This window comes from Ruegeria sp. YTSC002 (assembly GCF_059609845.1).
In genome coordinates, this window is sequence record NZ_JBXWML010000003.1 from 363,450 (window position 1) to 386,049 (window position 22,600).

A 22,600-nucleotide genomic window follows, 5' to 3' on the forward strand; every position below is an offset into this window, starting at 1 on the left:
CGAAAGCGCCGCTTGAGGTTCTTTCCTTCGCCGCCGACACAACATATAGTGGCTGACAACAACGTGTAGTGAAGCACGGCGAGACTTGGGAATACAAGCATGGCACATATCATTGTGGTCGGGAACGAAAAGGGTGGCGCAGGCAAATCGACCGTGTCGATGCATGTGGCGACCGCGCTGGCCCGATTGGGACACAAGGTCAGCACGTTGGATCTGGACCTGCGCCAGCGCAGTCTGGGACGATACTTCGAGAACCGCAACAACTTCCTCAAAAGCTCGGACCTGACTCTGCCCAGCCCGCGCCACCATGACCTGCCCGAGATCGACGCCGCAACGTTGAAACCGGGCGAGAACATCTATGACCATCGCCTGTCTGCTGCCGTATCCCAACTGGAAAGCGACAGCGACTTTATTCTGATCGACTGCCCGGGGTCTCATACCCGTCTGAGTCAGGTGGCGCATTCACTGGCCGACACGCTGATCACCCCGTTGAACGACAGCTTCATTGACTTCGACCTTTTGGCGCGGATCGACTCGAAGGGAGAGAAGATCCTTGGCCCGTCCGTCTATTCCGAAATGGTCTGGAATGCTCGTCAACTGCGGGCACAGGCCGGGCTGAAGCCGATCGACTGGGTCGTCGTTCGCAACCGGGTCGGTACGCAGCGCATGGTCAACAAGGAAAAGATGCAGCGCGCGATCGAGATGCTGTCCCAGCGCATCGGCTTTCGGGTCGCCTCGGGCTTTTCCGAGCGGGTTATCTTCCGCGAACTGTTCCCGCGCGGCCTGACCCTTCTGGACCTGAAGGACATCGGCGTCAAACAGCTGAACATCTCGAACATCGCCGCCCGGCAGGAACTGCGTGACATGATGAAAGAGCTGAACCTGCCGGGTGTGGAGATTGATTTCTGATCTGTTGTTTCGGCGGCCGCTCTGCGGACAAAGCTGCCGTTCCGTTTGGAGGGCCGTATGTCCGTTTAGCTGAGGGTCAGTAAGCTTTGCTTCAAAGTCCCATACTCATCTCATGCCATGCCATTCCTCCGTGGTCGGAAGCAGACCGTCTCAGGTAGCTATAGCCGAACTTCTCATAGAGCGACACATGATGCTCTTTGCACATCAGATGGATCGTTGCCTTGTTCATCTGCTGCATGCGCCTGACAAACTCATCCATCAGAGACCTTGAATAACCCTTGCCTTGTTCGGTCGGGTCTACGACGACGGACATGATGACCACATTGGGCGCGTCAGGGTCGTGGCCGATAAGTTCCTTGAACTCCTCGTTAGACATTTCAACCACATGAGCGCATCCGCAGTTGATAAAGCCAACGACCGTTCCATCCACTTCAAGGATCAGAAAGCCATCGGGGTAGGTCTCGATCCGTTTGCAGATTTTGGCGTGTGTCGCAGCCTCTTCACCTTCGTAAGCCGCGGTCTCGATTTCGAAGCAGCGATCCGCATCGGCGGCTTGGGCATTTCTAAACTCGCGCATACAGTTCTCCTATGTCTTATGGAGAAATATAGCCCAAGAAACCCGAAGCTGTCTCGCGGCCGGCAAAGCGTATCGATAACCAGACAAAGGCGCGAATTGCGGCCTCTGCCGATTTGGCTCGAACTGTTCATCTGACGGTTTCTGTAGGTCATCCGCTCGGTTCAGGCGAAATCAAAATCCGGCGAGCGGGACAAAGATGCCAGTCGGTGCACGCGCATAATCACAAAGAATTTGCAAAAGTCAGCAGCGAACGGCCGAAACGATGACGGACGGAGCCGGGACCAGAAAACCGCCATTGTGTTTCATACCTTGAGAGCGAGTACGTGCCGCCAGATCAGAGCGAATTGCGTCTCGCTTTATGACTGGCTACGCTCCCAAAAGCGATGCTGCGCATGTCTGACATCAGCGCTCATGGAACAGAATAGGTTGATTGCGTAGCGGAGGATTTCAGGCTCATCGTAACCATTAGATAGTGGAGATGAGAATGAAGTCCGGGAAACACAAAGTACCGGCAGAGAGGGTTGTCAAAGACATCCGCAGGAAGACGCGGCGACAACATTCAGCAGAGGAAAAGATCCGCATTGTTTTGGATGGGCTTCGTGGTGAGGACAGCATAGCGGAGTTGTGTCGCCGCGAAGGAATAGCCACGAGCCTGTATTACAGTTGGTCGAAAGAGTTCCTTGAGGCTGGCAAGAAGCGGTTAGCTGGATTGGCCCGGCCTTCGCGCTCCATCTTCTCAAAATCATTGAGGTCGGTCATGCATCCTCAAAAACAGGCCAGCGTAGCATCAGCAATTTTCTGAAGCCAATGGAAGCGCTCTTTGCGCAGGACGATAGCCTCCCGGCAGTCTTGCCACGACCTCCGCTGGAAGCTCAAACCAGCTATTGGATTAAAGTCGCATTTTTCTTGAACATTCGGGCTAACCCGCCGCTCGTGTCCAGCTGAACCGAGACGCGCCATCACGTCTTTCAGCTTCGGTACCGCTGAACGAAATAACCGCAGTTTCACTTGGTTTCTGATGGCCCGCCGGGACTGTATACCGTAAACAGCTCCTTCGGCTCATTCACACCGCGAAGCATGTAGCGGCCGACCGAGACAAGTTCCTGCGCGCAGCGCTGTGCAGCGCGGGCGACGTCGTCCGAGATCAGGATCCTCTGACCCAAAGACCGGTGCATTCCCGCGATGCGGGCGGCCTGGTTGACAGCCGGGCCGATCACGGTGAAATCCAGCCGCGTTTCGGACCCGATATTGCCATAGAGAATCTCGCCCGAATGCAGGGCCAGCGTGTAGTTGACCACCGGCAGACCTTGCGCGCGGCGCCTTGCGTTCAATTCATCCATGCGGGACTGCAACAAGGGCACGGCATCAAGCGCGGCACGGGCGTCTTCGTCGATCTCTCCGACATCGAACATTGCCATCAGCCCGTCACCCATGAATTTCAGGATGTTACCGCCCTTGTCATGCACCACACCCACGGCAACGGCCAGATAGTCGTTCAGCATGTCGATGATCTCATGGCCCGGCAGGTCTTCGGACAGCGTGGTGAAGCCTTCGAGGTCGAAATTCCAGATCACCGCATCGATTTGCTGCAAGGACCCGCGCCGAATTTCACCCGACAGAACCCGGCGACCGGCATCCCGGCCCAGGTAGACCCGCATCAGATCCTTGGCCAGATCGTGGTTCTTGGCGGATTTGAGCGCCAGCCCCAGATGCGGCAGTACAGTTTGTATTCGGTTCAGATCACTGTCTTCGAATCCGTTCGGCGCGTCGCTGGTCCAGGACATCAGAACGCCATCGCTGACCTTTTTCGTGCCGTCGGGGCGCAGCTGTTTCGCCCCTTCATAAGACAGGCCCGTGGCATAATAATCGGTTGCTCCGACTTCGCGCAGATCGTTCAGCAGGGGAAAGCGGCTGGGTTCGTTGTGCTCGACCAGTTTGACCCGGATTTCATCCAGATCTTCATTCAGCAGCGCATAGAGAGGGCTTTGCTGCCAAACTTCGCTGGGCGTGTCCGTGTATTCAAACGTCTCGGATTCGCCACCCGCGCCGTTGTACCAGCTGTAACCGGTGCCGCCGTAAACCGGATGCAGGGTCGATTGCGCCGCATGAAAGCGCATCAACGGAACACCCATATCTACCAATCGGGTACAAAACCCTTCCAACAACTCTTCTTGCCCGGCGCCCTCAAGCCCCTTGTTGACCAGCCAATCGATCAGAGAATCTGTGGAAGCCGAAGCGGAATCTAGCGAGGTCATTTTAATGTCCGTATCAAGCATGATCCCCATTTGGGGGCTACACGCATCAATTGCCATAGGTCAGTCCAAACCGGACAACCTTTGCAGCATTTGACGCAACAACGCGGCCTCTTCCGGTTTGAACAGGCCTGACAGTTTCGCATCGTACTTGGCAGCAACACCGCGCAGGTCACGATACACAGCCTGTCCTGCCGGTGTCAGTGTCAGCCATTCCGCCCGCCGATCCGCTTCGTCCCGCGTGCGTTTCAGATATCGACGCTCTTCCAGCTTGGCGACCGCACGGCTGATCTTGGTTTTGTGCATTCTGGCACGCGCGCCGATTTCCTTGGCGGTCATCTCGCCAAACAGCCCCAGATGGAACAACACCCGCCATTCGGTTCTGAGCATCCCATAGCGGCCCTTGTAAACGGCCTGAAACTCAAGCGAAGCCCGCTCGGCCGCCTGATTCAGCAGGAAGGGCAGAAAATTCTGCAAATCAAAGTCATCATTTTTTTCGGATTCATCGTGTGTCATGCTTGTTAGTTACAAAATCAACTATTAACCGACAAGCAGCAAACGGAGGAAAACGCAATGAATCGTCCGACTGATCCGCATACGCTGACACAGGCTGCGACGCCTGTCGGAACTCATGCAGGTTATATGCCAGGCTTTGGGAACGACTTTGAAACCGAGGCCTTGCCCGAGGCCCTGCCGCAAGGGATGAACAGCCCGCAACGGTGCAACTATGGTCTTTACGGAGAGCAGCTGAGCGGCACGGCCTTTACCGCCAACCCGCCTGAGCGTACGTGGTGCTATCGCATTCGCCCGTCCGTAAAGCACTCGCATCGTTATGAAAAAATCGATCTTCCCTACTGGAAATCGGCCCCCTGCATTGATCCGGATGTGATCAGCCTTGGCCAGTACCGCTGGGATCCCATCCCGCATTCCGATGAAGGTCTGAACTGGATGACCGGTATGCGGACCATGACAACCGCAGGTGATGTGAACACGCAGGTCGGCATGGCGAGCCACATCTATCTGGTCACGGAATCCATGGTCGATGACTATTTCTTCTCGGCTGATTCCGAATTGCTGGTTGTGCCACAGGAAGGGCGCCTGCGATTTGCGACGGAATTGGGGATCATCGACCTGGAGCCCAAGGAAATCGCGATCATTCCGCGTGGTTTGCTGTACCGGGTTGAGGTTCTGGAAGGCCCCGCACGCGGCTTTGTCTGCGAGAATTACGGTCAGAAGTTTGAGCTGCCGGGTCGCGGACCGATCGGGGCCAATTGCATGGCGAACCCACGCGATTTCAAGGCACCTGTGGCGGCTTACGAGGATCGTGAAACCCCATCTACCGTGACAATCAAATGGTGCGGGCAATTCCACACCACCAGGATCGGCCACAGCCCGCTGGATGTCGTTGCATGGCACGGCAACTATGCGCCCTATAAATACGACCTGCGCAACTATTGCCCCGTCGGCGCGATCCTGTTTGACCATCCCGACCCGTCGATCTTTACCGTTCTGACGGCCCCGTCCGGCCAGCCCGGCACGGCCAATATCGACTTTGTCCTGTTCCGCGAACGCTGGATGGTGATGGAAGACACGTTCCGCCCGCCGTGGTACCACAAGAATATAATGTCCGAGCTGATGGGCAACATCTACGGCCAGTACGACGCGAAACCGCAGGGATTTGTTCCCGGCGGCACAAGCCTGCACAACATGATGATCCCACACGGCCCCGACAGGGAAGCTTTTGACAAGGCGTCATATTCCAACCTGGGGCCGGACAAGCTGGACCAGACGATGTCGTTCATGTTCGAAACCCGTTTCCCGCAGCACCTGACCCCGTTTGCCGCCACCGAGGCGCCGTTGCAGGATGATTACATCGACTGCTGGACATCGCTTGAGAAGAAGTTCGACGGAACGCCGGGCAAGAAATGAACCGCCATTGGTTCAGTTTCATTGCCGTCGTCCTGCCCGCGCTGAACATGCCGGAGTTGAACCGGTTGCCGAGCCGACACGCCTCGGCAACCGGTGTGCAGCGATGCCTCGTGCATATGACATGCCACAACCGCGGCGGCTTCGTGCTATTGCTATCTCCGTTCCAAAGCCAAAATCCTTCCGAACCTCTTAGAACATAACAAAATAGGGGCAAGACATGCCTTTGATGACTTCCTGGGTTGCGTCGGCCAATGACGCGACACATCCGTTCCCACTGAACAACCTGCCTTATGGTGTCTTCTCGACCGAAGGCGATGATCCGCGCTGCGGCGTGGCCATCGGTGACATGATCCTCGACGTCACCGCCGCCGAAGCCGAGGGGTTGATCTCCCTGACCGATGAGCCTCTGTTCGACATGCCGTTCTGGAACCCCCTCATGGAAGAAGGTCCGGCCGTCTGGACCGCGCTGCGCGAACGGCTGATCAGCCTTCTGGCCGAAGGTTCAGATGAACAAGTCAAGGTCGAGCCGCTGCTTGTCAAACAAGAAGATGCGGAAATGCATCTGCCCTTTGCGGTCAGCGAATACACCGATTTCTACGCAGGCCGAAACCATGCCTTCAACGTGGGCACCATGTTCCGGGGGCCGGAAAACGCCCTGCCGCCGAACTGGCTGCACATTCCCATTGGTTACAACGGACGTGCATCTTCGGTCGTAGTATCGGGCACGGATGTTCGCCGCCCCTGGGGTCAGCTGAAAGCCCCCGATCAGGACTTGCCCGCCTTCCTGCCCAGCCGTCGCTTTGACATCGAGCTTGAGATGGGCGCGATTGTCGGAACACCCTCGGATGGTCCGATCACCGTGCAGGAAGCGGATGACAATATTTTCGGCTACGTGCTTCTGAATGACTGGTCCGCACGGGACATCCAGGCATGGGAATACCAGCCGCTGGGTCCGTTTCAGGCAAAGGCCACGGCAACCTCGATCAGCCCATGGATCGTGACCAAGGCGGCCCTCGAGCCATTCCGCTGTGACACGCCGCCCCGCGAATTCGAACTGCTGGATCACCTCAAGGATTGCGGCCCGATGCTCTATGACATCGATCTGGCGATCACCATGGCACCTGCCGGGCAACCCGCCACGACGATTGCCCGGACCAACTACAACCAGATGTACTATTCCGCTGCGCAGCAATTGGCGCATCACACCACATCAGGATGCCCGATGAACACGGGCGACCTGCTGGGGTCGGGCACGATCTCGGGGCCGACGAAGGACAGCCGCGGTTCGCTTCTGGAACTCAGCTGGGGCGGCAAGGAACCGATCACACTGGATACCGGCGAATCCCGCAGCTTCATCGAGGACGGCGATACCCTGACCCTTAAAGGGGCTGCCAAGGGCGATGGCTACACGATCGGCTTCGGCGACTGTGTGGGCAAGCTGCTGCCCGCGCTCGAGAACCCTTACGAAAGATGACGCACTGATCTTCATCTTTTCCCAAATACTCCCGCCGGAGGCATCCAACCTCTGCCTTCCGCGCAACCGCAAAAGGACAAAACCAAGATGGCCAAAGCATTCGCGTCCCAGGGGGACATGTCGGAAAAAAAGATCAGCTTCACTGAAGTCGGAGAAGGGCTCTATGCCTTTACCGCCGAAGGCGACCCGAACTCGGGTGTGATCATCGGTGACGACAGCGTGATGATCGTCGAGGCGCAGGCGACTCCGCGTCTGGCAAACAAGGTGATCGAATGCGTGCGTTCCGTCACCGACAAACCGATCACGCATGTGGCCCTGACCCACTACCACGCAGTACGTGTTCTGGGCGCAAGCGCGTTCGGCGCGCAGCAGATCCTGATGTCGGACATGGCCCGCGCCATGGTCGTCGAGCGGGGTCAGGAAGACTGGGACAGCGAATTCCAGCGCTTCCCGCGCCTGTTCGAAGGGCATGAAAGCATCCCCGGCCTGACCTGGCCCACCACCACCTTCAGCGATACGATGACGGTGTATCTGGGCAACCGCCGGATCGACCTGATGCATCTGGGTCGCGCGCATACGGCAGGCGACATCGTCATCCATGTGCCGGATCAGAACGTTATGTTCACCGGCGATATCGTCGAATATCACTCGGCCTGCTATTGCGGCGATGGTCATTTCAGCGACTGGGGTGACACGCTGGACGAGATCAAGTGGTTCGATGTCGACGCCATTGCACCGGGGCGCGGCGATGCGCTGGTCGGCAAGGATATGGTGAATGCGGCCATCGAGAACACCCGCGATTTTGTCGAAAGCACATACCGGCCGGCGGCGAAGGTCGCGGCGCGCGGCGGCTCCCTGAAAGAGGCCTGGGACGCAGTCCGCGCTGAATGTGACCCCAAATTTGCCGATTACGCGATCTACGAGCACTGCCTGCCGTTCAACGTGGCCCGCGCCTATGACGAGGCGCGCGGCATTGACACGCCCCGCATCTGGACCGCCCAGCGCGACCTCGAGATGTGGGAAGCGCTGCAAGGCTGACGAAAAACGGTCGAGTTTGATCCAGATCGTTTTTTGCGGCGGGATTCGATGAAACCATAATCCAAGACCTCCGGCGCCCGCCGCCGGGGGACAGGACATGCAGCACAACGGTGCATCTGTTTTGGGGGGAGCCCATGAACAAGATCTTTGAAACGCCGCTTTACGGATATGAACGCAGCCCGGATCAGGACAGCCCGACGCCCGTCAGGCACAAGGTCATCGTGATCGGTGCGGGGCCGGTTGGTCTGGCCGCCGCCATCGACCTGGCCCAGCAAGGGGTCGAAGTTGTGGTTCTGGACGAAAATGACAAGGTCAGCTTTGGCAGCCGCGCCATCTGTTTTTCCCAACGCACGCTGGAAATTGCAGACCGGCTGGGCTGCGGCCAGCGATTGGTCGACAAAGGCGTTCTATGGGACCGCGGCAAGGTCTTTTTCGATGATCGTCAGGTCTATGAATTCAACCTGCAACCGGACGAAGGTTACGCCAACCCGGCCTTCATCAACTTGCAGCAATACCATCTTGAAAACTTCTTTGTGGAACGCGTGCGCGAGTTGCAGGCAGACGGCGCACCGATCGAGATTCGCGGGCGCAACAAGGTTGATGCAATCGGTACGCACGAAGATCACGTTCGGCTGGAGGTCGAAACCCCCGAAGGCCCTTATACACTCGAGGCCGAGTGGCTGATCGCCTGCGATGGTGCCGCGTCGCCCACCCGGCGGATGCTGGGCATCGATTTCGAAGGGCGTGTTTTCGAAGACAATTTCCTGATCGCGGACGTGATCATGGATGCCGATTTCCCCTCGGAACGCTGGTTCTGGTTTGACCCTCCGTTCAATCGCGGGCAATCCGCGCTTTTGCACAAACAGCCCGACAATGTCTGGCGTATCGACCTGCAACTGGGTTGGGACATCGACAAGGAACGCGAAAAGCGCCCCGAGAATGTGATCCCGCGCCTCAAGGCGATGCTGGGCGACGACGTCGAGTTTCAGCTGGAGTGGGTCTCGATTTATACCTTCCAGTGCCGCCGCATGGAAAGCTTCCGCAAAGGACGGGTCCTTTTCGCAGGCGACAGCGCGCATCAGGTCAGCCCCTTTGGCGCGCGCGGCGCCAATTCCGGCCTGCAAGACACTGACAACCTGTGCTGGAAACTGAAACTGGTGCTGGATGGGAAAGCCCCCGAAAGCCTGCTGGACAGCTACGACGCGGAACGCGTGCACGGGGCTGATGAGAACATCCAGAAATCCAGCCGGTCCACCGATTTCATTACTCCGAAATCCGAAATGTCGCGAGTTCTGCGGGATGCGGTTCTGGACCTGAGCGAGCAGTACGAGTTTGCCCGTCCGTTGGTGAATTCAGGACGCCTGAGTCAACCTTGCACCTATGACGGCTCTACCCTGAATTCTGCCGACGCGCTGGATGGCCCAGCCGAGACGCGCCCCGGCTCGGCCTGCCCGGACGCGCCGCTGGGTGATGCGTTCCTGTTGCCCAAACTGGCAGGCAAATTCACCCTTCTGACGATTGACGCGGATGCCCCGGAGGTGCTGGAAGAAGACGGGGTCGAGGTCACGCGGTTGGCGCTGTCGGTCAAGGATGATCTGACCCTGGCGCTGAAACGTCGCTATCTGGGCGACGCAACCAGCGCCGTTTATCTGATCCGCCCCGATCAGCACGTGGCGGCGCGGCGGGACAGCTATGAAGAAAACAGTTTCCGCCATGCGATCCGCAGAGCCTGCGGCAAGGAGTAAGCGCGATGTCTGACCTGATCCTAACCCCGAATATCGACGATGCCGACGACTTCTATGCCGAGCTGCTGGCCGCGCATGAAGGGCTTGAAAAAGCCGACAGTGACGCGCTGAACGCCCGGCTGGTTCTGGTGCTGGCCAATCACATCGGCGACAAGGCGGTGTTGTCTGACGCCATTCGCGCCGCCACCCTGGCCGACAAGTGACGGATTCGAATGTGAGCAAAACCGTCCTTTATGACTATTGGCGGTCCTCGGCCAGCTATCGGGTGCGGATCGCCCTGAATCTGGCCGGGATCGACTATCGCGCGGTTGTCGTCGACCTGGTGGATGGCGAACACAAGGGCGATGCACATATTGCCCGAAACCCACAAGGGTTCGTTCCGGTTCTGGATATTGACGGGCTGCGGCTGACGCAATCTCTGGCCATTCTCGACTATCTGGACAAGACACGTGAATTGAACCTTCTGCCCGACGATGCAGCAGGGCGCGCGCGCGTGCAGGCGCTGGCCTATGCGATTGCGGTGGACATTCACCCTGTTTGCAACCTTTCAGTTGCACGTCATGCGACCGCCCTCAGCAAAGACCCATCCGACATGCCCGGAGAGTGGATGCGGCACTTCATCCGGCCGGGGTTGCAGGCCTTCGAGACCATGTTGGGTGAGTTTGAACAAACCCCCTATTGCGTCGGTTCACAGCCCGGCCTCGCCGACATCTGCCTGATCCCGCAGATCTACAATGCGCGCCGGTGGAAGGTCGACTTGTCGGACATGCCGCGTCTGCTGGGTGTCGAAAAGGCCTGCGCCGGTCACCCGGCATTTGTCGCGGCGCATCCTGACAGGCACGCACCCCAATAAGCTTGCACAGGCCCTGTGTGCCTGTGTGCCTAGGCGTCTGGCCCGATCGGACTTAGCTTTGTTTCATCAAAGCAAAAGAGGTTCTGATGCCCCAGATCACCGGATACCACGCCCATGTCTATTTTGACGCCGACACGCAGAACACGGCACAACAGGTCTGCGAAGAGGCCGCCCGTCTGTTCCCCGTGCGGATGGGACGCATGCATAGCCGCAATGTCGGCCCCCACCCGCGCTGGAGCTGCCAGTTGAGCTTTGCGGCTGATGCCTTCGACCAGGTCACACCGTGGTTGATGCTGAACCGGCGGGGCCTTACCGTTTTCACCCACCCGGAAACCGGCGACCATCTGGCCGATCACCGCGATCGCGCGATTTGGATGGGTGAAATGCTGGATCTGGACCTGTCGATCTTTGGCACGCTTCAGCCCAGCGCCCGCGCCTGATCCCGCAGAACGAATTTCTGCACCTTGCCGGTTGACGTTTTCGGCAGGGTGCCAAACACCACGGTCTTGGGCGCTTTGAAATGGGCCATGTTGTTTCGGCAAAAAGCAATCAGCTCTGCCTCGGTCGCGGTTGCGTCAGGCTTCAGCTCGACAAAGGCGCAGGGGGTTTCGCCCCATTTCTCGTCTGGCCGGGCCACAACCGCCGCTTCCATGACTGCCGGGTGTTTGTAGAGGATACCCTCGACCTCGACGGACGAGATATTCTCGCCGCCTGAAATGATGATGTCCTTGGACCGGTCTTTGAGCGCGATATAGCCATCCGGATGCATGACGCCCAAATCGCCGGATGCAAACCAGCCGCCCTTGAAGGCCCCATCGGTGGCATCAGGGTTCTTGAGATACCCTTTCATCACCACGTTGCCCTGCATAAAGATCTCGCCCATGGTTTCGCCATCTGCGGGCACGGGTTCCATCGTTTCGGGATCGGCCACCATCAGACCAGACAGCGCCGTATACCGCACGCCCTGCCTTACTTTCAGGGCGGCGCGGTCTTCGGGTCCCTTGTCGTTCCATTCATCCTTCCACGCACAAACGACCGAAGGTCCGTAAGTCTCGGTCAGGCCATAAACGTGCGTGACTTCGACCCCCATCGCCTCCATCGCTTCGATCACGGCGGCCGGCGGCGGAGCGCCCGCGGTCATCACCTTGATCTGATGGTCAAAGTCCTTCAGTTCATCCGGCGCGTGGGCCAACATGTTCAAAACGATGGGAGCGCCACAGAAATGGGTGACTTTCTCATCCCGGAATGCCGCATAGATCGGCTCGGCGCGCACGGCGCGCAGACAGACGGACACGCCCGCATTGGCGGCCATGGCCCAGGGGAAGCACCAGCCATTGCAGTGAAACATCGGCAAGGTCCACAGATAGATCGAATGCTTGGGCATATCCCAGTCCAGCAGATCCGATTGTGCATTCAGGGTGGCGCCGCGGTGGTGATAGACCACGCCCTTGGGATTGCCCGTTGTGCCGGACGTATAGTTCAGCGTGATCGCGTCCCATTCATCCTCGGGCAGTGACCAGTCAAATTCCGGGTCTCCCTCTGAAATCAGGGCGTCATAGGTCAGGCTGCCCAGCCTTTCACCGCCTTCAATGCTGGGATCCTCGATGTCGATTACCAGAATGTCATGATCAACCTGCTCCAGCGCCTCTTTCACGACACCGGAAAACTCGGGGTCAACCAACAACGCCTTGGCTTCGGCGTGGTTCAGGATGAAAGCGACTATCGGCGCATCCAGGCGCGTGTTGATGGCGTTCAATACGGCGCCCGCCATGGGCACACCAAAATGCGCTTCGTACAGTTCGGGGATGTTTGCAGCGATAACTGATACGGTATCACCCTTTCCGATACCCCGCGCATTCAGGGCACCTGCCAGCCGGCGGCACCGGGCATAGGTTTCAGCCCAGGTATACCGCCGCTCGCCATAAACGACCGACGGGTAATCGGGATAAACCTGCGCCGTGCGCTCGATGAACGAGAGGGGCGACAAGGGTGTGTAATTCGCCCGGCATTTGTCCAAATGACGCTCATAGATATTGGTCGCTGCCAACTGCTGATCCTCCCTGCACTCGATTTGCGCGACTTGAGCACAAACTTGGTGCTCTGACAAATCCGTAGTATTACGATGCCCTAATTGACTGGCAATACGGGATGGTGCGATCTGGCCCTACTTAGATCCGGCCATTCGCGGTGATCTGAAGCATCTTAAACATATGCCGGGGCACACCATTTCCGCACCCCGTGCACCGCACCTCACTGAAAGGACTTGTCATGGACGGCACGTTCAACGAAAACGATCTTTCCCGCGTGGTCGAGGCCGACCGCGCCCATATCTGGCATCATCTGATCCAGCACAAACCCTTTGAAACCAATGACCCCCGCATCATTGTCGAAGGCAAGGGCATGCGCGTCTGGGACCAGAAAGGCAAAGAGCATCTGGATGCGGTTTCCGGCGGTGTCTGGACCGTCAACGTCGGCTATGGCCGCGAATCGATCTGCAAGGCCGTTTACGACCAGCTAATGAAGCTGTGCTATTTCGCCAATTCGGCCGGTTCGATCCCCGGCGCGATCTTTGCCGAGCAACTGATCGACAAGATGCCCGGCATGAGCCGCGTGTATTACACCAACTCAGGGAGCGAGGCGAACGAGAAAGCCTTCAAGATGGTGCGCCAGATCGCGCACAAGAAGTACGGCGGCAAAAAGACCAAGATTCTGTATCGTGACCGCGATTATCACGGCTCGACGCTGGCAACCATGTCGGCAGGCGGTCAGGACGAGCGCACCGCACAATACGGCCCCTTTGCACCTGATTTCGTGCGCGTGCCCCACTGCATGGAATATCGCAAGCACGAACTGGACGGTGCCCCCGAAGAGAATTTCGGCGAATGGGCGGCAGACCAGATCGAACAGGTCATCCTGCGCGAAGGCCCCGACACCGTTGGCGCGCTGTGCCTTGAGCCGGTGACCGCAGGTGGCGGCGTGATCGAAGCGCCCGAGGGTTACTGGCAGCGCGTGCAGGAGATCTGCAAAAAATACGACGTGCTGCTGCATATCGACGAGGTTGTCTGCGGCGTGGGCCGCACCGGCACATGGTTCGGTTATCAGCAATACGGCATCAAGCCGGATTTCGTGACCATGGCCAAGGGCGTGGCCTCGGGCTATGCCGCGATTGCCTGCATGGTCACCACCGAGGAGGTCTTTGACATGTTCAAGGATGATGCTTCGGACCCGATGAGCTATTTCCGCGACATCTCGACCTTTGGTGGTTGCACTGCCGGTCCGGCTGCTGCGATCGAAAACATGCGCATCATCGAGGATGAAAACCTGCTGGGCAATTGCGCGGCCATGGGTGACCGCATGATGGGCAACCTTCAGGCACTGATGGAAAAGCACCAGGTCATCGGCGACGTGCGCGGCAAGGGCCTGTTCCTGGGTGCCGAGCTGGTTGCAGACCGTGCCAGCAGAGAGCCTGTGGACGAGAAACTGGCACAGGCGGTAGTGGCCGACTGTATGAACCAGGGCGTGATCATCGGTGTCACAAACCGCTCGATCCCAAGCCGCAACAACACGCTTTGCTTCTCGCCCGCCCTGATCGCGACGGCGGATGACATCGACCAGATCACCGACGCTGTGGATGGCGCGCTGGGGCGTGTGTTCGGGTAAGTTCACCGAACTTGGCAAGTAAAACTGAAACCGGCGCATTTCGCGCCGGTTTTTTTTGTCGGGTGTCCGGTCTTGAATCTGTACGGCCCCGTCGCGGTTATTCGGCCGCAACGCCAACTTTTTCGTCCGTTCCGATCAAGCTGTCCGGCAGAATGAATGCAACCAGAACGAAAACTGCACCCAGAGCGATACCGAGAATGTCGCCAGATACTGACAAGACGCCCTCGTAAGCTGACCCCGGAACTGTACCGAGGGTAACTTTGCCACCCGCAATTCCATCGAGAAGGCCCGTGGCCTTCCAGGCCGGAAATGTCGCCATATAGGCCGCGGCCCCGAGCAGACCTCCGAAGATGAAGAACAAGGCGTCACGGCGACCCGAGGCCGCTGCGCAAACCCCTGTTCCTGGGCAGTACCCCGATGCAGCCCAGCCCGCACCCAGCAACAACCCGCCGATGAAGACGCCGACATATGCCGACTTCACCGACATGTGGCCGACATCCACAAAACCAAGCATCTGCCCGCCAAACATCAGGATCGAACCGGTTCCGATTGCAAGGAGGATCGTTTTCATCAAGTGGAGCCGCCGCAGCGTCAACATGCCGACAATCCAATTTGGGTTTGCCGCGCCGACCCGGTCGAGAACGGCTCCGAAAGCGGCACCAATGATGATCGCAAGAGTGATTTCCATCGCCTTATCCTTTCCGATAGACCAGCATTGCCGTGGGAATTGCCGCCGCAAATGCCCCAGCTGCAAAGATATATCCGGACAGTGCCGTCTGCATCATGCCGGACATCATGTGACCGGATGTGCACCCTCCGGCCAACCTGGCCCCATACAGAACGACGAAGCCGCCCAGAAGCGCGACCGCGTATCGGGCCCAAGGGGTATCGCCATAGTTTTCGCGCCAGACCTTGGGCAGCTTGCTTTCTTCGGGTTCCAGACCGCCACGGGCCTTGACCGACAAGAATGCCCCCACAGCCATCGCCAGAACGAAGACAAAGCTGTAGTTCAACGGATTGGATACGTGTTTGGCGTATTTTCCATTGGATTTCGCCAAGTAGGCATTGGTTGAACTGTAGCCGTCAACCGTCTGAGTTACGAATTCCGGATTGACGGCATCCGCGATGATCCCGTCGAGAATGACGAATTGGGTCGAAACACCGATTGGCTTGACCAGAAGAACGGCTCCGAAGAACACGAGCCCCAGCAGCACACCTCCAATTTTCCAGTTTAGTGTCATGATTTCACCTTTCCCCTAAACATTCAAAAAATCATATACATCATCTTGGAGTAATAACTGCATGATCTAGATCAAACCGCGCATGCATGAAGAATGTTGGGCAAACGTCGATGCGACAAGGCGGGATCATTCTGGTCCAACAAGCGCACGGATTACGCCGCTGGCCACAAGAAAAAGGCCGCCCCAAAATGGGACGGCCTTTCTTTCACTGTCTCTCGAAAGAGGATCAGGCTGTCAGAGCAGCCTGAGCTTTGGCGACGATCGCGCCGAACGCTTCCGGTTCGTGCACGGCCAGGTCGGCCAGAACTTTGCGGTCCACTTCGATACCGGCCAGGTTCAGGCCGTTGATGAAGCGGGAATATGTCAGTGCTTCGTCATGCGAACGCACAGCAGCGTTGATCCGCTGGATCCACAGTGCGCGGAAGTTGCGCTTGCGGTTCTTACGGTCGCGGGTTGCATACTGGTTGGCCTTGTCGACGGCCTGACGGGCAACCTTGAAGGTGTTCTTGCGGCGGCCATAGTAACCTTTGGCGGCCTTGATGACCTTCTTGTGACGGGCGTGAGTTACGGTTCCACCTTTAACGCGGGACATGTCTTAATCTCCTCTTAGCGGTCGTAGGGCATGTAGCCCTTGACGATCTTGGCGTCGGGGGCGGACAGGGTGGTGTTGCCACGGGCGTCGCGGATGAATTTCTTGGTCCGCTTGATCATGCCGTGACGTTTGCCGGCCTGGCCAGCAAGGACCTTACCGGTCGCAGTCACCTTGAAGCGCTTCTTGGCGCTCGACTTTGTCTTCATCTTAGGCATTTCCGTCTCCTTTTTCGGGTTCGGTTCCAGACGCGACTCGGCATGCCATCTCGGCCGGTCACGCGATCAGAAGCGCCGTTTACGCAAGTTCGGTCATACTGGCAAGGGGGTTTGGATCAGATTCTGCGCTTTTTGCAGGCTGATCAGGCACTGGGGCGACAGAAGCCGCCCCAGTGATTGGATTTAGTGTTCGAATTTGCGGATTTCACCGGTTTTCAAACGCTCGGAGTACGAGGCCAGCTCCTGACGCACCACTTTCATCAGGAAGTAGAGCGCAAAGACGTTGACCACCGCCATCGCAAAGATCGCCGCATCCGAGAAGTCGATGACCGGGCCAAGGTTGGCTGCGGCGCCGATGACGACGAAGATGCAGAAGATGATCTTGAAGATCAGCTCTTTGGTGTGGCCCTCACCGAACAGGTAGGTCCAGGCCTTGAGGCCATAGTAGGACCAGCTGATCATGGTCGAGAAGGCAAACAGAATCACCGCAACCGCCAGGATATACGGGAAGAAACCGAATGCGCTGCCGAAGGCGGCAGAGGTCAGGCTGACACCCGAGTTGCCGTCAACAGTAGCAATCGCCGTACCGGCCTCATTCAGCATGTAGTTGCCAGTTTCCGGATCGATGATCAATTGCTGGGTGATGATGATGACCAGAGCGGTCATTGTGCAGATCACCACGGTGTCGATGAACGGTTCCAGCAAGGAAACGAAGCCTTCGGTGATCGGCTCCTTGGTCCGAACAGCCGAGTGTGCAATCGCTGCCGAGCCAACACCCGCTTCGTTCGAAAACGCCGCACGTTTGAAGCCCTGGATCAGCGCGCCGACCATGCCGCCTGCAACACCCAGACCGGTGAAGGCACCGGCGAAGATCTGGCCAAAGGCCCAGCCGATCATATCCGCATTCATCAGGATAATGACCAGAGCGGTCAGAACGTAGAGAACGCCCATGAACGGTACGACCTTTTCAGTCACCCGTGCGATGGACTTCAGGCCGCCGACGATGACCATGAAAACAACCGCTGCAAAGACCAGCCCGGTAATCCAGCCCGGATAATCGCCCACGATGCCTGCGATCTGCTGATGCGCCTGATTGGCCTGGAACATGTTGCCCCCACCCAGCGCGCCAAGGATACAGAAGATCGAGAACAAAACCGCAAGGATCTTGCCACCCGGCAAGCCCAATTCGTTGAACCCTTTGGACATATAGTACATCGGGCCACCCGAAACGGTGCCATCTTCGTACTCGTTGCGGTATTTCACACCCAGCGTACATTCGGTGAATTTCGACGCCATCCCCAGAAGACCCGCCAGGATCATCCAGAAGGTTGCACCCGGTCCGCCGATGCCGACGGCAACAGCGACACCCGCGATATTCCCCAGGCCGACTGTGCCCGAAAGCGCCGTGGCCAGAGCCTGAAAGTGGCTGACCTCGCCTGCATCGTTGGGGTCGGAATAGTCACCTTTGACAAGACTGATTGCGTGACTGAAGAACCGCATCTGCACAAAAGCAAAGTACAGAGTGAAGACCGTCGCAGCGATGACCAGCCACATCACGATCCACGGGAAGCTGGTCCCGGGGAATGGTGCGAAGATAAAGCTGACGAATGGGCCGGTCAGGTCAGCGAAAGCCTGGTTGATTTTTTCATCAAGCCCCGGAGCATCTTGCGCAAAGGCAGGGCTGGCGACAATAGCGGCGGCCGTTGAGGCGCCGAGTTGTTTAAGCATTCTCATTTTGTCCCTCCCTTCAGTTCACAACCGTGACCGGAACATCGGCATGCATCACAAGGTTCTGGGTCGAACTGCCGAAGATACGTTTCTTGATCCCGTCTGCCGAAGACCGGCCGACAACGATCTGCGAGCCGCCCATTTCCATTGTAATGGCGTTCAAGGTCTCCGCCACGTCGCCATGACGAACAACACCCTGCGCTTCGAAACCAGCCTCTCTGAGGGCCTCAACGGCAGGCGTCACGATACGCGACGTTGCCAGATCAACCTCTTCTTCCCTTCGCTTGTGACGCTGTGCGTTTTCTTCCGGTGTCTGAAAGGTGTAAGGGGACCATTCGATCACATAAGCGACCACCAGTTCACACGAGCCGATCAACCTTGCCAAATCCTTGGCAAAGGCAATCACGCGCTCACCGGTCTCTGTCCCGTCGAGTCCTATGACAATCTTTGTTGTCATGTCGTTCCTCCATTTTTTTCATTTGGCCGGGGCCCGTGCCCCCGGCAGGGCAGCCGGAACTTGGAACTTTCAATAAGACCGCCCTTTGGTAAGTATCAGGAATTTTCACTAGGAATTGGGGATTTTTTTGGCCTATACTCAGTGTAAATTATCGTTCTGCACTAAAAAAACAGGAAGATTTACTGATTAGTAGAGAATTGGACAATATCGATCAGCGCATCCTACACGAGCTTGAGGCCAATGGCCGGCTCTCAATAGTTGAGCTTGCGGCGCGCGTAAACCTTACAAACACGCCCTGTTCCGAACGCGTGAAACGGCTGGAAAAGAACGGCTATATCAAGGGCTACAGCGCCATCGTCGACAAAGAGAGAATGGGGCTGGCCCTTCTGACCGTCGTACAGGTGTCGCTGACCGCAACGGCCGAGCAATCCCTGGATAAATTCAACGAGGCCGTACGCGATGTGCCGGAAATCGAAAGCTGCCTGATGGTGGCGGGGTCGTTCGATTACCTGCTGACTGTCCGCACCCGCGATATCGCGCATTTCCGGATGATACTGGGTGAGAAAATCAACAAGCTGCCCGGGATTCACCAAACCAGCTCTTTCACGGTCATGGAGGCCGTGAAAGAGCCTGTTGGCCAACGGGTGTCCGGGTTTTGATACCCGTTCTGATTATTCGGGATCCGTGCTGTAGATCAGTCGCTCGTCACACGGGGCCACGCGCAGAATGTTGGTCGTGCCCGGCACGTTGAACGGCACGCCGGCAGTGACAACAATCTGATCGGTCTCGGTTGCAAATCCCCCAGCCCTGGCCGCACGAGCCGCGTTTACTACCGCGCTTTTGAACCGTTCAAGCTCGGGCGTCATGACGCAGTTGCAACCCCAGGTCAGGCAAAGCCTGCGCGCCGTTCCCATCAGCGACGTCATTGCGATAATCGGAACACCGGGACGTTCGCGCGCGGTCAATGCGGCTGTCGTGCCACTTTGCGTAAAACAGCAGATCGCCTTGATTTCGGTTTTCTCGGCTATTTCGCGCGCCGCGGCAACGATCCCGTCCGCAACGGTGGTTCCCTTGGCGGTACGCGAGGCGGCGATGATCTGCGTATATGTCGGGTCGGCTTCGACTTCGATGGCAACCTTGTTCATCGTCTGCACCGCTTCGATCGGATAGGCACCGGCTGCCGATTCCGCGCTGAGCATGATGGCATCCGTTCCCTCGTAGATCGCCGTCGCAACGTCCGACACTTCGGCACGGGTCGGCATCGGGCTTTCGATCATGCTTTCCAGCATCTGGGTGGCGACGATGACGGGTTTGGCTGCCCCACGGCATTTTCGAACCAGGCGTTTCTGGATCGGAGGCACGGCAGATACAGGCAGTTCCACACCCAGGTCGCCGCGGGCCACCATGATCCCGTCCGACGCATCAAGGATGTCGTCAAACGCCTCTACTGCCGCAGGTTTTTCAATCTTGGACAGAATCGCCGCGCGGCCATCGGCCAGCGCGCGCGCCTCGAAAACGTCCTTGGCGCGCTGCACGAAGCTCAGCGCCAACCAGTCGACACCCAGCTGGCAGACAAACTCCAGATCATCTCGGTCCTTGGCCGACAAAGCCGCCAGCGGCAGCACCACGTCAGGAACGTTGACGCCCTTGCGGTTCGAGATCGTGCCACCCACCTCAACCACGCAATTTGCATAATCCTGTCCGCAGTCCTGAACGATCAGACGGATCTTGCCATCATTCACCAGCAGGCGCGCGCCCGGTTCCAGCGCCGCAAAGATCTCGGGATGCGGCAGGCAGACCCGGTTGACGTCGCCAGCATCAGGGTTGAGGTCGAGCCGGAAAGCTGCACCTTCTTCCAGTTCCTCGGCCTCGTTGGCAAAGACACCAACGCGCAGCTTGGGCCCCTGAAGGTCGGCCAGAATGGCAATCGGGCTGTCCAGGTCCTTTTCCACCTGCCGAATGATTTTGTGCCGTTCGCGGATCTCATCATGGCTGCCATGGCTCATGTTCAGACGAAAGACATCCGCACCAGCCTCGTGCAGGGCACGAATCGTGTCATAGTCATTTGACGCTGGCCCCAGCGTCGCCACGATTTTCACATTTCTCAGGCGTCGCATTAGCAAAGACCTCCTTACGTCATCTCAGGTTTGCAGATCAGCTTCCGTAAAATGTTACCGCAAACATCGTTTCGGTGCTTATTGCGCAATTCCCTTTTCAAAGCAACTGCCCTACACCTGCGGCAAACTAGATGACAGGCTCATGACATACACTCCGTTTTTCGTCCACGGTGCGGATCGCCCGTCGCGCTGGCTAATCACATGCGACCACGCAACCAATACTGTTCCCCCAGACGTAAATGGCGGCGACCTCGGTCTGCCGCGCGAGGATATGGAACGCCACATCGCCTATGATGTCGGCGCGTATGAGGTGTCGAAACACTTGGGTGAGATCCTGAACGCGCCGGTGATTGCCGCCAACTTCTCGCGGTTGGTCATCGACCCGAACCGGGGTGAAGACGATCCGACGCTGTTGATGAAGCTCTATGACGGGTCAATCATCCCGGGAAATCGCCATGCAGATGATGTCGAACGCGAACGTCGCCTGAATATGTGTTACCGCCCCTACCACGAGGCACTGGCACAAATGGCTGCCCTGCCCCATGCGGTGATCGTTTCGATGCATTCCTTCACCCGCCAACTGCGTGGTCGTGAACCGCGCCCATGGCATATTGGCGTGCTGCACACCTTGGACCAGCGGTTCTCACGCCCTCTGATCGAAAGGCTTCAGGCCGAGGATGATCTGTGCGTTGGCGTCAACGAGCCGTATACCGGAATATTGCCGGGGGATGCGATCGACAAACACTGTACCGCGTTCGGACGCCCAAACGCACTGATCGAGCTGCGCAACGACTTGATCGCAGACCATGCGGGGCAAAGGGAATGGGCCGAGCGATTGGCTCCAATCCTGGAAGATGCATTGGAAGCCAGCGACCTTTGACCGCAAGTCTTTCGTGTGCTTTACCGCGCATCACGCTGTTGTGAGCACGGCCTTCATTCCCCATATAAACTGGGAAAGGGGGTCATCATGACACAAGAGTTTTTGACGACGTTTTTTGGTTGGATGGCCGTGCTCAATATAGCGGTGCTTCTGTTTACCACCCTGATGGTTCTGCTATTGCAGGATTGGATTGCCGACATTCACGGCAGGATGTTTCGGATGGAACGCCCCGACGTGAAACGCGCCTATTTCAGGTATCTTGCGAACTACAAAATCCTGACGCTGGTTTTCTGCATCGTGCCGTGGCTGGCATTGAAACTGATGTGAAAAGGCGCTTCGACACGTCTGATTCTTGTAACGGGTCCACTGGATTGTTAGGTCAGAAGCAACTCAATCGCCATCCGGAGCCACTTCATGGACAAGCAAACCGAAATTGAACTTCAGGCTGCCGCATTTCGCCGGTTGCAAAAGCACCTGATGGAAGACCGCACGGACGTTCAGAACATCGACATGATGAACCTCGCCGGGTTTTGCCGCAACTGTCTGTCGCGCTGGTATCAGGAAGCGGCAAACGAAAAGGGAATCGAACTGGGCAAGGATGAAGCCCGCGAGATTTTCTACGGCATGACGATGGACGAATGGAAATCCAAGTATCAAACCGAGGCTGGCCCCGAGAAACAGGCGGCCTTCAAGGTTGCGTTCGAAGAAAACGTCGGCAGGAAAGACTGACTGGGGTGCCCCTGTTGCGCGTTAACCACAGGCCCAGTTCGCTCCATTTGCTTCCACAGTGCTTCCATCGCCATCGCGACAACGCAAAACACCGCCGTGAGGCGGTGCGTAACATACTGTTTTATGTAGGTATTTTTGGTTGCGGGAGTAGGATTTGAACCTACGACCTTCAGGTTATGAGCCTGACGAGCTACCGGGCTGCTC

The 22,600-nt window shown here is 57.7% G+C and carries 24 protein-coding genes and 1 pseudogene; 14 read left to right on the forward strand and 11 right to left on the reverse strand.

The genetic code is table 11. The features are described 5' to 3' along the window. Positions 1-99: 99 nt before the first annotated feature. A complete protein-coding gene (locus AC2FFD_RS09475) occupies positions 100-909 on the forward strand; it encodes a division plane positioning ATPase MipZ (protein WP_152457022.1) in 810 nt (269 codons plus the stop codon). A 91-nt stretch (positions 910-1,000) separates the two neighbouring features. Here AC2FFD_RS09475 and AC2FFD_RS09480 read toward each other — a convergent pair whose 3' ends face one another. Beyond that, a complete protein-coding gene (locus AC2FFD_RS09480) occupies positions 1,001-1,486 on the reverse strand; it encodes a GNAT family N-acetyltransferase (RefSeq protein ID WP_170344772.1) in 486 nt (161 codons plus the stop codon). Positions 1,487-1,964: 478 nt separating this feature from the next. On the opposite strand from AC2FFD_RS09480, the pseudogene AC2FFD_RS09485 reads away from it, so the two are divergent. After that, positions 1,965-2,205 (forward strand): annotated as a pseudogene (locus tag AC2FFD_RS09485) (transposase); the annotation flags it as partial. A gap of 285 nt (positions 2,206-2,490) precedes the next feature. Here AC2FFD_RS09485 and AC2FFD_RS09490 read toward each other — a convergent pair. Further along, a complete protein-coding gene (locus AC2FFD_RS09490) occupies positions 2,491-3,741 on the reverse strand; it encodes an adenylate/guanylate cyclase domain-containing protein (RefSeq protein ID WP_257600083.1) in 1,251 nt (416 codons plus the stop codon). 60 nt (positions 3,742-3,801) lie between these two features. Then, positions 3,802-4,254, reverse strand: a complete 453-nt coding sequence (locus tag AC2FFD_RS09495; RefSeq protein WP_170344770.1) for a MarR family winged helix-turn-helix transcriptional regulator — start codon at positions 4,252-4,254, stop codon at positions 3,802-3,804. 57 nt (positions 4,255-4,311) lie between these two features. Between AC2FFD_RS09495 and hmgA the strand changes: the two genes are divergently transcribed. The 7 genes from hmgA to AC2FFD_RS09530 all read left to right on the forward strand — a co-directional run bounded on the left by hmgA (position 4,312) and on the right by AC2FFD_RS09530 (position 11,217). Beyond that, positions 4,312-5,667 (forward strand): homogentisate 1,2-dioxygenase, encoded by a 1,356-nt coding sequence (gene hmgA / locus AC2FFD_RS09500; protein ID WP_170344769.1) that lies wholly within the window; start codon positions 4,312-4,314, stop codon positions 5,665-5,667. 217 nt (positions 5,668-5,884) lie between these two features. Beyond that, positions 5,885-7,141: a fumarylacetoacetase gene (gene fahA, locus AC2FFD_RS09505; protein ID WP_496872917.1), complete on the forward strand. Its 1,257-nt coding sequence runs from the start codon at positions 5,885-5,887 to the stop codon at positions 7,139-7,141. An 87-nt stretch (positions 7,142-7,228) separates the two neighbouring features. Continuing rightward, complete coding sequence (locus AC2FFD_RS09510) at positions 7,229-8,179, forward strand: MBL fold metallo-hydrolase (protein ID WP_039541551.1); 951 nt, start codon at positions 7,229-7,231, stop codon at positions 8,177-8,179. Positions 8,180-8,313: 134 nt separating this feature from the next. Further along, positions 8,314-9,924 (forward strand): FAD-dependent oxidoreductase, encoded by a 1,611-nt coding sequence (locus tag AC2FFD_RS09515; RefSeq protein WP_496872918.1) that lies wholly within the window; start codon positions 8,314-8,316, stop codon positions 9,922-9,924. 5 nt (positions 9,925-9,929) lie between these two features. After that, the gene (locus AC2FFD_RS09520; protein ID WP_496872919.1) at positions 9,930-10,127 is read left to right on the forward strand and encodes a DUF2783 domain-containing protein; all 198 of its coding nucleotides are present in this window, start codon (positions 9,930-9,932) and stop codon (positions 10,125-10,127) included. Between the two features lie 11 nt (positions 10,128-10,138). Beyond that, a complete protein-coding gene (gene maiA / locus AC2FFD_RS09525; RefSeq protein ID WP_496872920.1) occupies positions 10,139-10,777 on the forward strand; it encodes a maleylacetoacetate isomerase in 639 nt (212 codons plus the stop codon). 86 nt (positions 10,778-10,863) lie between these two features. After that, positions 10,864-11,217 (forward strand): DOPA 4,5-dioxygenase family protein, encoded by a 354-nt coding sequence (locus AC2FFD_RS09530; protein WP_171329913.1) that lies wholly within the window; start codon positions 10,864-10,866, stop codon positions 11,215-11,217. On the opposite strand, the gene AC2FFD_RS09535 is transcribed toward AC2FFD_RS09530, so the two are convergent. Continuing rightward, a complete protein-coding gene (locus AC2FFD_RS09535; RefSeq protein ID WP_496872921.1) occupies positions 11,196-12,824 on the reverse strand; it encodes an acyl-CoA synthetase in 1,629 nt (542 codons plus the stop codon). The genes AC2FFD_RS09530 and AC2FFD_RS09535 overlap by 22 nt on opposite strands. 221 nt (positions 12,825-13,045) lie before the next feature. Between AC2FFD_RS09535 and AC2FFD_RS09540 the strand changes: the two genes are divergently transcribed. Further along, on the forward strand, positions 13,046-14,437 hold the full coding sequence (locus tag AC2FFD_RS09540) for an aminotransferase family protein (protein WP_496872922.1): 1,392 nt from the start codon (positions 13,046-13,048) through the stop codon (positions 14,435-14,437). Between the two features lie 97 nt (positions 14,438-14,534). Here the strand turns inward: AC2FFD_RS09540 and AC2FFD_RS09545 are convergent, their stop codons facing one another. The 6 genes from AC2FFD_RS09545 to AC2FFD_RS09570 all read right to left on the reverse strand — a co-directional run bounded on the left by AC2FFD_RS09545 (position 14,535) and on the right by AC2FFD_RS09570 (position 18,670). Further along, a complete protein-coding gene (locus tag AC2FFD_RS09545; protein WP_496872923.1) occupies positions 14,535-15,125 on the reverse strand; it encodes a YeeE/YedE thiosulfate transporter family protein in 591 nt (196 codons plus the stop codon). 4 nt (positions 15,126-15,129) lie between these two features. Next, positions 15,130-15,678, reverse strand: a complete 549-nt coding sequence (locus tag AC2FFD_RS09550) for a YeeE/YedE thiosulfate transporter family protein (RefSeq protein ID WP_496872924.1) — start codon at positions 15,676-15,678, stop codon at positions 15,130-15,132. Positions 15,679-15,904: 226 nt separating this feature from the next. Then, positions 15,905-16,270: a 50S ribosomal protein L20 gene (gene rplT / locus AC2FFD_RS09555; RefSeq protein WP_170344760.1), complete on the reverse strand. Its 366-nt coding sequence runs from the start codon at positions 16,268-16,270 to the stop codon at positions 15,905-15,907. A gap of 14 nt (positions 16,271-16,284) precedes the next feature. Continuing rightward, the gene (rpmI, locus tag AC2FFD_RS09560; RefSeq protein ID WP_010443552.1) at positions 16,285-16,485 is read right to left on the reverse strand and encodes a 50S ribosomal protein L35; all 201 of its coding nucleotides are present in this window, start codon (positions 16,483-16,485) and stop codon (positions 16,285-16,287) included. Between the two features lie 183 nt (positions 16,486-16,668). Continuing rightward, on the reverse strand, positions 16,669-18,219 hold the full coding sequence (locus AC2FFD_RS09565) for an alanine/glycine:cation symporter family protein (RefSeq protein WP_170344759.1): 1,551 nt from the start codon (positions 18,217-18,219) through the stop codon (positions 16,669-16,671). A 13-nt stretch (positions 18,220-18,232) separates the two neighbouring features. After that, a complete protein-coding gene (locus tag AC2FFD_RS09570; RefSeq protein WP_170344758.1) occupies positions 18,233-18,670 on the reverse strand; it encodes a universal stress protein in 438 nt (145 codons plus the stop codon). 197 nt (positions 18,671-18,867) lie between these two features. Between AC2FFD_RS09570 and AC2FFD_RS09575 the strand changes: the two genes are divergently transcribed. Continuing rightward, positions 18,868-19,329: an Lrp/AsnC family transcriptional regulator gene (locus AC2FFD_RS09575; RefSeq protein WP_496872925.1), complete on the forward strand. Its 462-nt coding sequence runs from the start codon at positions 18,868-18,870 to the stop codon at positions 19,327-19,329. A 12-nt stretch (positions 19,330-19,341) separates the two neighbouring features. Here the strand turns inward: AC2FFD_RS09575 and pyk are convergent, their stop codons facing one another. Next, entirely contained in the window at positions 19,342-20,787 is a 1,446-nt protein-coding gene (gene pyk / locus AC2FFD_RS09580; RefSeq protein ID WP_496872926.1) for a pyruvate kinase, read from the reverse strand. Positions 20,788-20,929: 142 nt separating this feature from the next. Between pyk and AC2FFD_RS09585 the strand changes: the two genes are divergently transcribed. The 3 genes from AC2FFD_RS09585 (at position 20,930) to AC2FFD_RS09595 (ending at position 22,396) form a co-directional block, all read left to right on the forward strand. Then, a complete protein-coding gene (locus AC2FFD_RS09585; RefSeq protein ID WP_496872927.1) occupies positions 20,930-21,667 on the forward strand; it encodes an N-formylglutamate amidohydrolase in 738 nt (245 codons plus the stop codon). Between the two features lie 87 nt (positions 21,668-21,754). Further along, positions 21,755-21,994, forward strand: a complete 240-nt coding sequence (locus tag AC2FFD_RS09590; protein ID WP_152456995.1) for a DUF6868 family protein — start codon at positions 21,755-21,757, stop codon at positions 21,992-21,994. 87 nt (positions 21,995-22,081) lie between these two features. After that, positions 22,082-22,396, forward strand: a complete 315-nt coding sequence (locus AC2FFD_RS09595; protein ID WP_257600073.1) for a DUF1244 domain-containing protein — start codon at positions 22,082-22,084, stop codon at positions 22,394-22,396. Positions 22,397-22,600 lie beyond the last annotated feature (204 nt).

Bases quoted from the DNA above. Each gene is read 5' to 3' on its own strand.
- AC2FFD_RS09590 (WP_152456995.1), top strand. From the start codon at position 21,755: ATGACACAAGAGTTTTTGACGACGTTTTTTGGTTGGATGGCCGTGCTC.
- AC2FFD_RS09480 (WP_170344772.1), bottom strand. From the start codon at position 1,486: ATGCGCGAGTTTAGAAATGCCCAAGCCGCCGATGCGGATCGCTGCTTC.
- AC2FFD_RS09510 (WP_039541551.1), top strand. From the start codon at position 7,229: ATGGCCAAAGCATTCGCGTCCCAGGGGGACATGTCGGAAAAAAAGATC.
- AC2FFD_RS09530 (WP_171329913.1), top strand. From the start codon at position 10,864: ATGCCCCAGATCACCGGATACCACGCCCATGTCTATTTTGACGCCGAC.
- hmgA (WP_170344769.1), top strand. From the start codon at position 4,312: ATGAATCGTCCGACTGATCCGCATACGCTGACACAGGCTGCGACGCCT.
- rpmI (WP_010443552.1), bottom strand. From the start codon at position 16,485: ATGCCTAAGATGAAGACAAAGTCGAGCGCCAAGAAGCGCTTCAAGGTG.
- AC2FFD_RS09490 (WP_257600083.1), bottom strand. From the start codon at position 3,741: ATGACCTCGCTAGATTCCGCTTCGGCTTCCACAGATTCTCTGATCGAT.
- AC2FFD_RS09520 (WP_496872919.1), top strand. From the start codon at position 9,930: ATGTCTGACCTGATCCTAACCCCGAATATCGACGATGCCGACGACTTC.
- AC2FFD_RS09495 (WP_170344770.1), bottom strand. From the start codon at position 4,254: ATGACACACGATGAATCCGAAAAAAATGATGACTTTGATTTGCAGAAT.
- AC2FFD_RS09595 (WP_257600073.1), top strand. From the start codon at position 22,082: ATGGACAAGCAAACCGAAATTGAACTTCAGGCTGCCGCATTTCGCCGG.
- rplT (WP_170344760.1), bottom strand. From the start codon at position 16,270: ATGTCCCGCGTTAAAGGTGGAACCGTAACTCACGCCCGTCACAAGAAG.
- AC2FFD_RS09550 (WP_496872924.1), bottom strand. From the start codon at position 15,678: ATGACACTAAACTGGAAAATTGGAGGTGTGCTGCTGGGGCTCGTGTTC.
- AC2FFD_RS09565 (WP_170344759.1), bottom strand. From the start codon at position 18,219: ATGAGAATGCTTAAACAACTCGGCGCCTCAACGGCCGCCGCTATTGTC.
- AC2FFD_RS09570 (WP_170344758.1), bottom strand. From the start codon at position 18,670: ATGACAACAAAGATTGTCATAGGACTCGACGGGACAGAGACCGGTGAG.
- AC2FFD_RS09585 (WP_496872927.1), top strand. From the start codon at position 20,930: ATGACATACACTCCGTTTTTCGTCCACGGTGCGGATCGCCCGTCGCGC.
- fahA (WP_496872917.1), top strand. From the start codon at position 5,885: ATGCCTTTGATGACTTCCTGGGTTGCGTCGGCCAATGACGCGACACAT.
- AC2FFD_RS09540 (WP_496872922.1), top strand. From the start codon at position 13,046: ATGGACGGCACGTTCAACGAAAACGATCTTTCCCGCGTGGTCGAGGCC.
- AC2FFD_RS09515 (WP_496872918.1), top strand. From the start codon at position 8,314: ATGAACAAGATCTTTGAAACGCCGCTTTACGGATATGAACGCAGCCCG.
- pyk (WP_496872926.1), bottom strand. From the start codon at position 20,787: ATGCGACGCCTGAGAAATGTGAAAATCGTGGCGACGCTGGGGCCAGCG.
- AC2FFD_RS09475 (WP_152457022.1), top strand. From the start codon at position 100: ATGGCACATATCATTGTGGTCGGGAACGAAAAGGGTGGCGCAGGCAAA.
- AC2FFD_RS09545 (WP_496872923.1), bottom strand. From the start codon at position 15,125: ATGGAAATCACTCTTGCGATCATCATTGGTGCCGCTTTCGGAGCCGTT.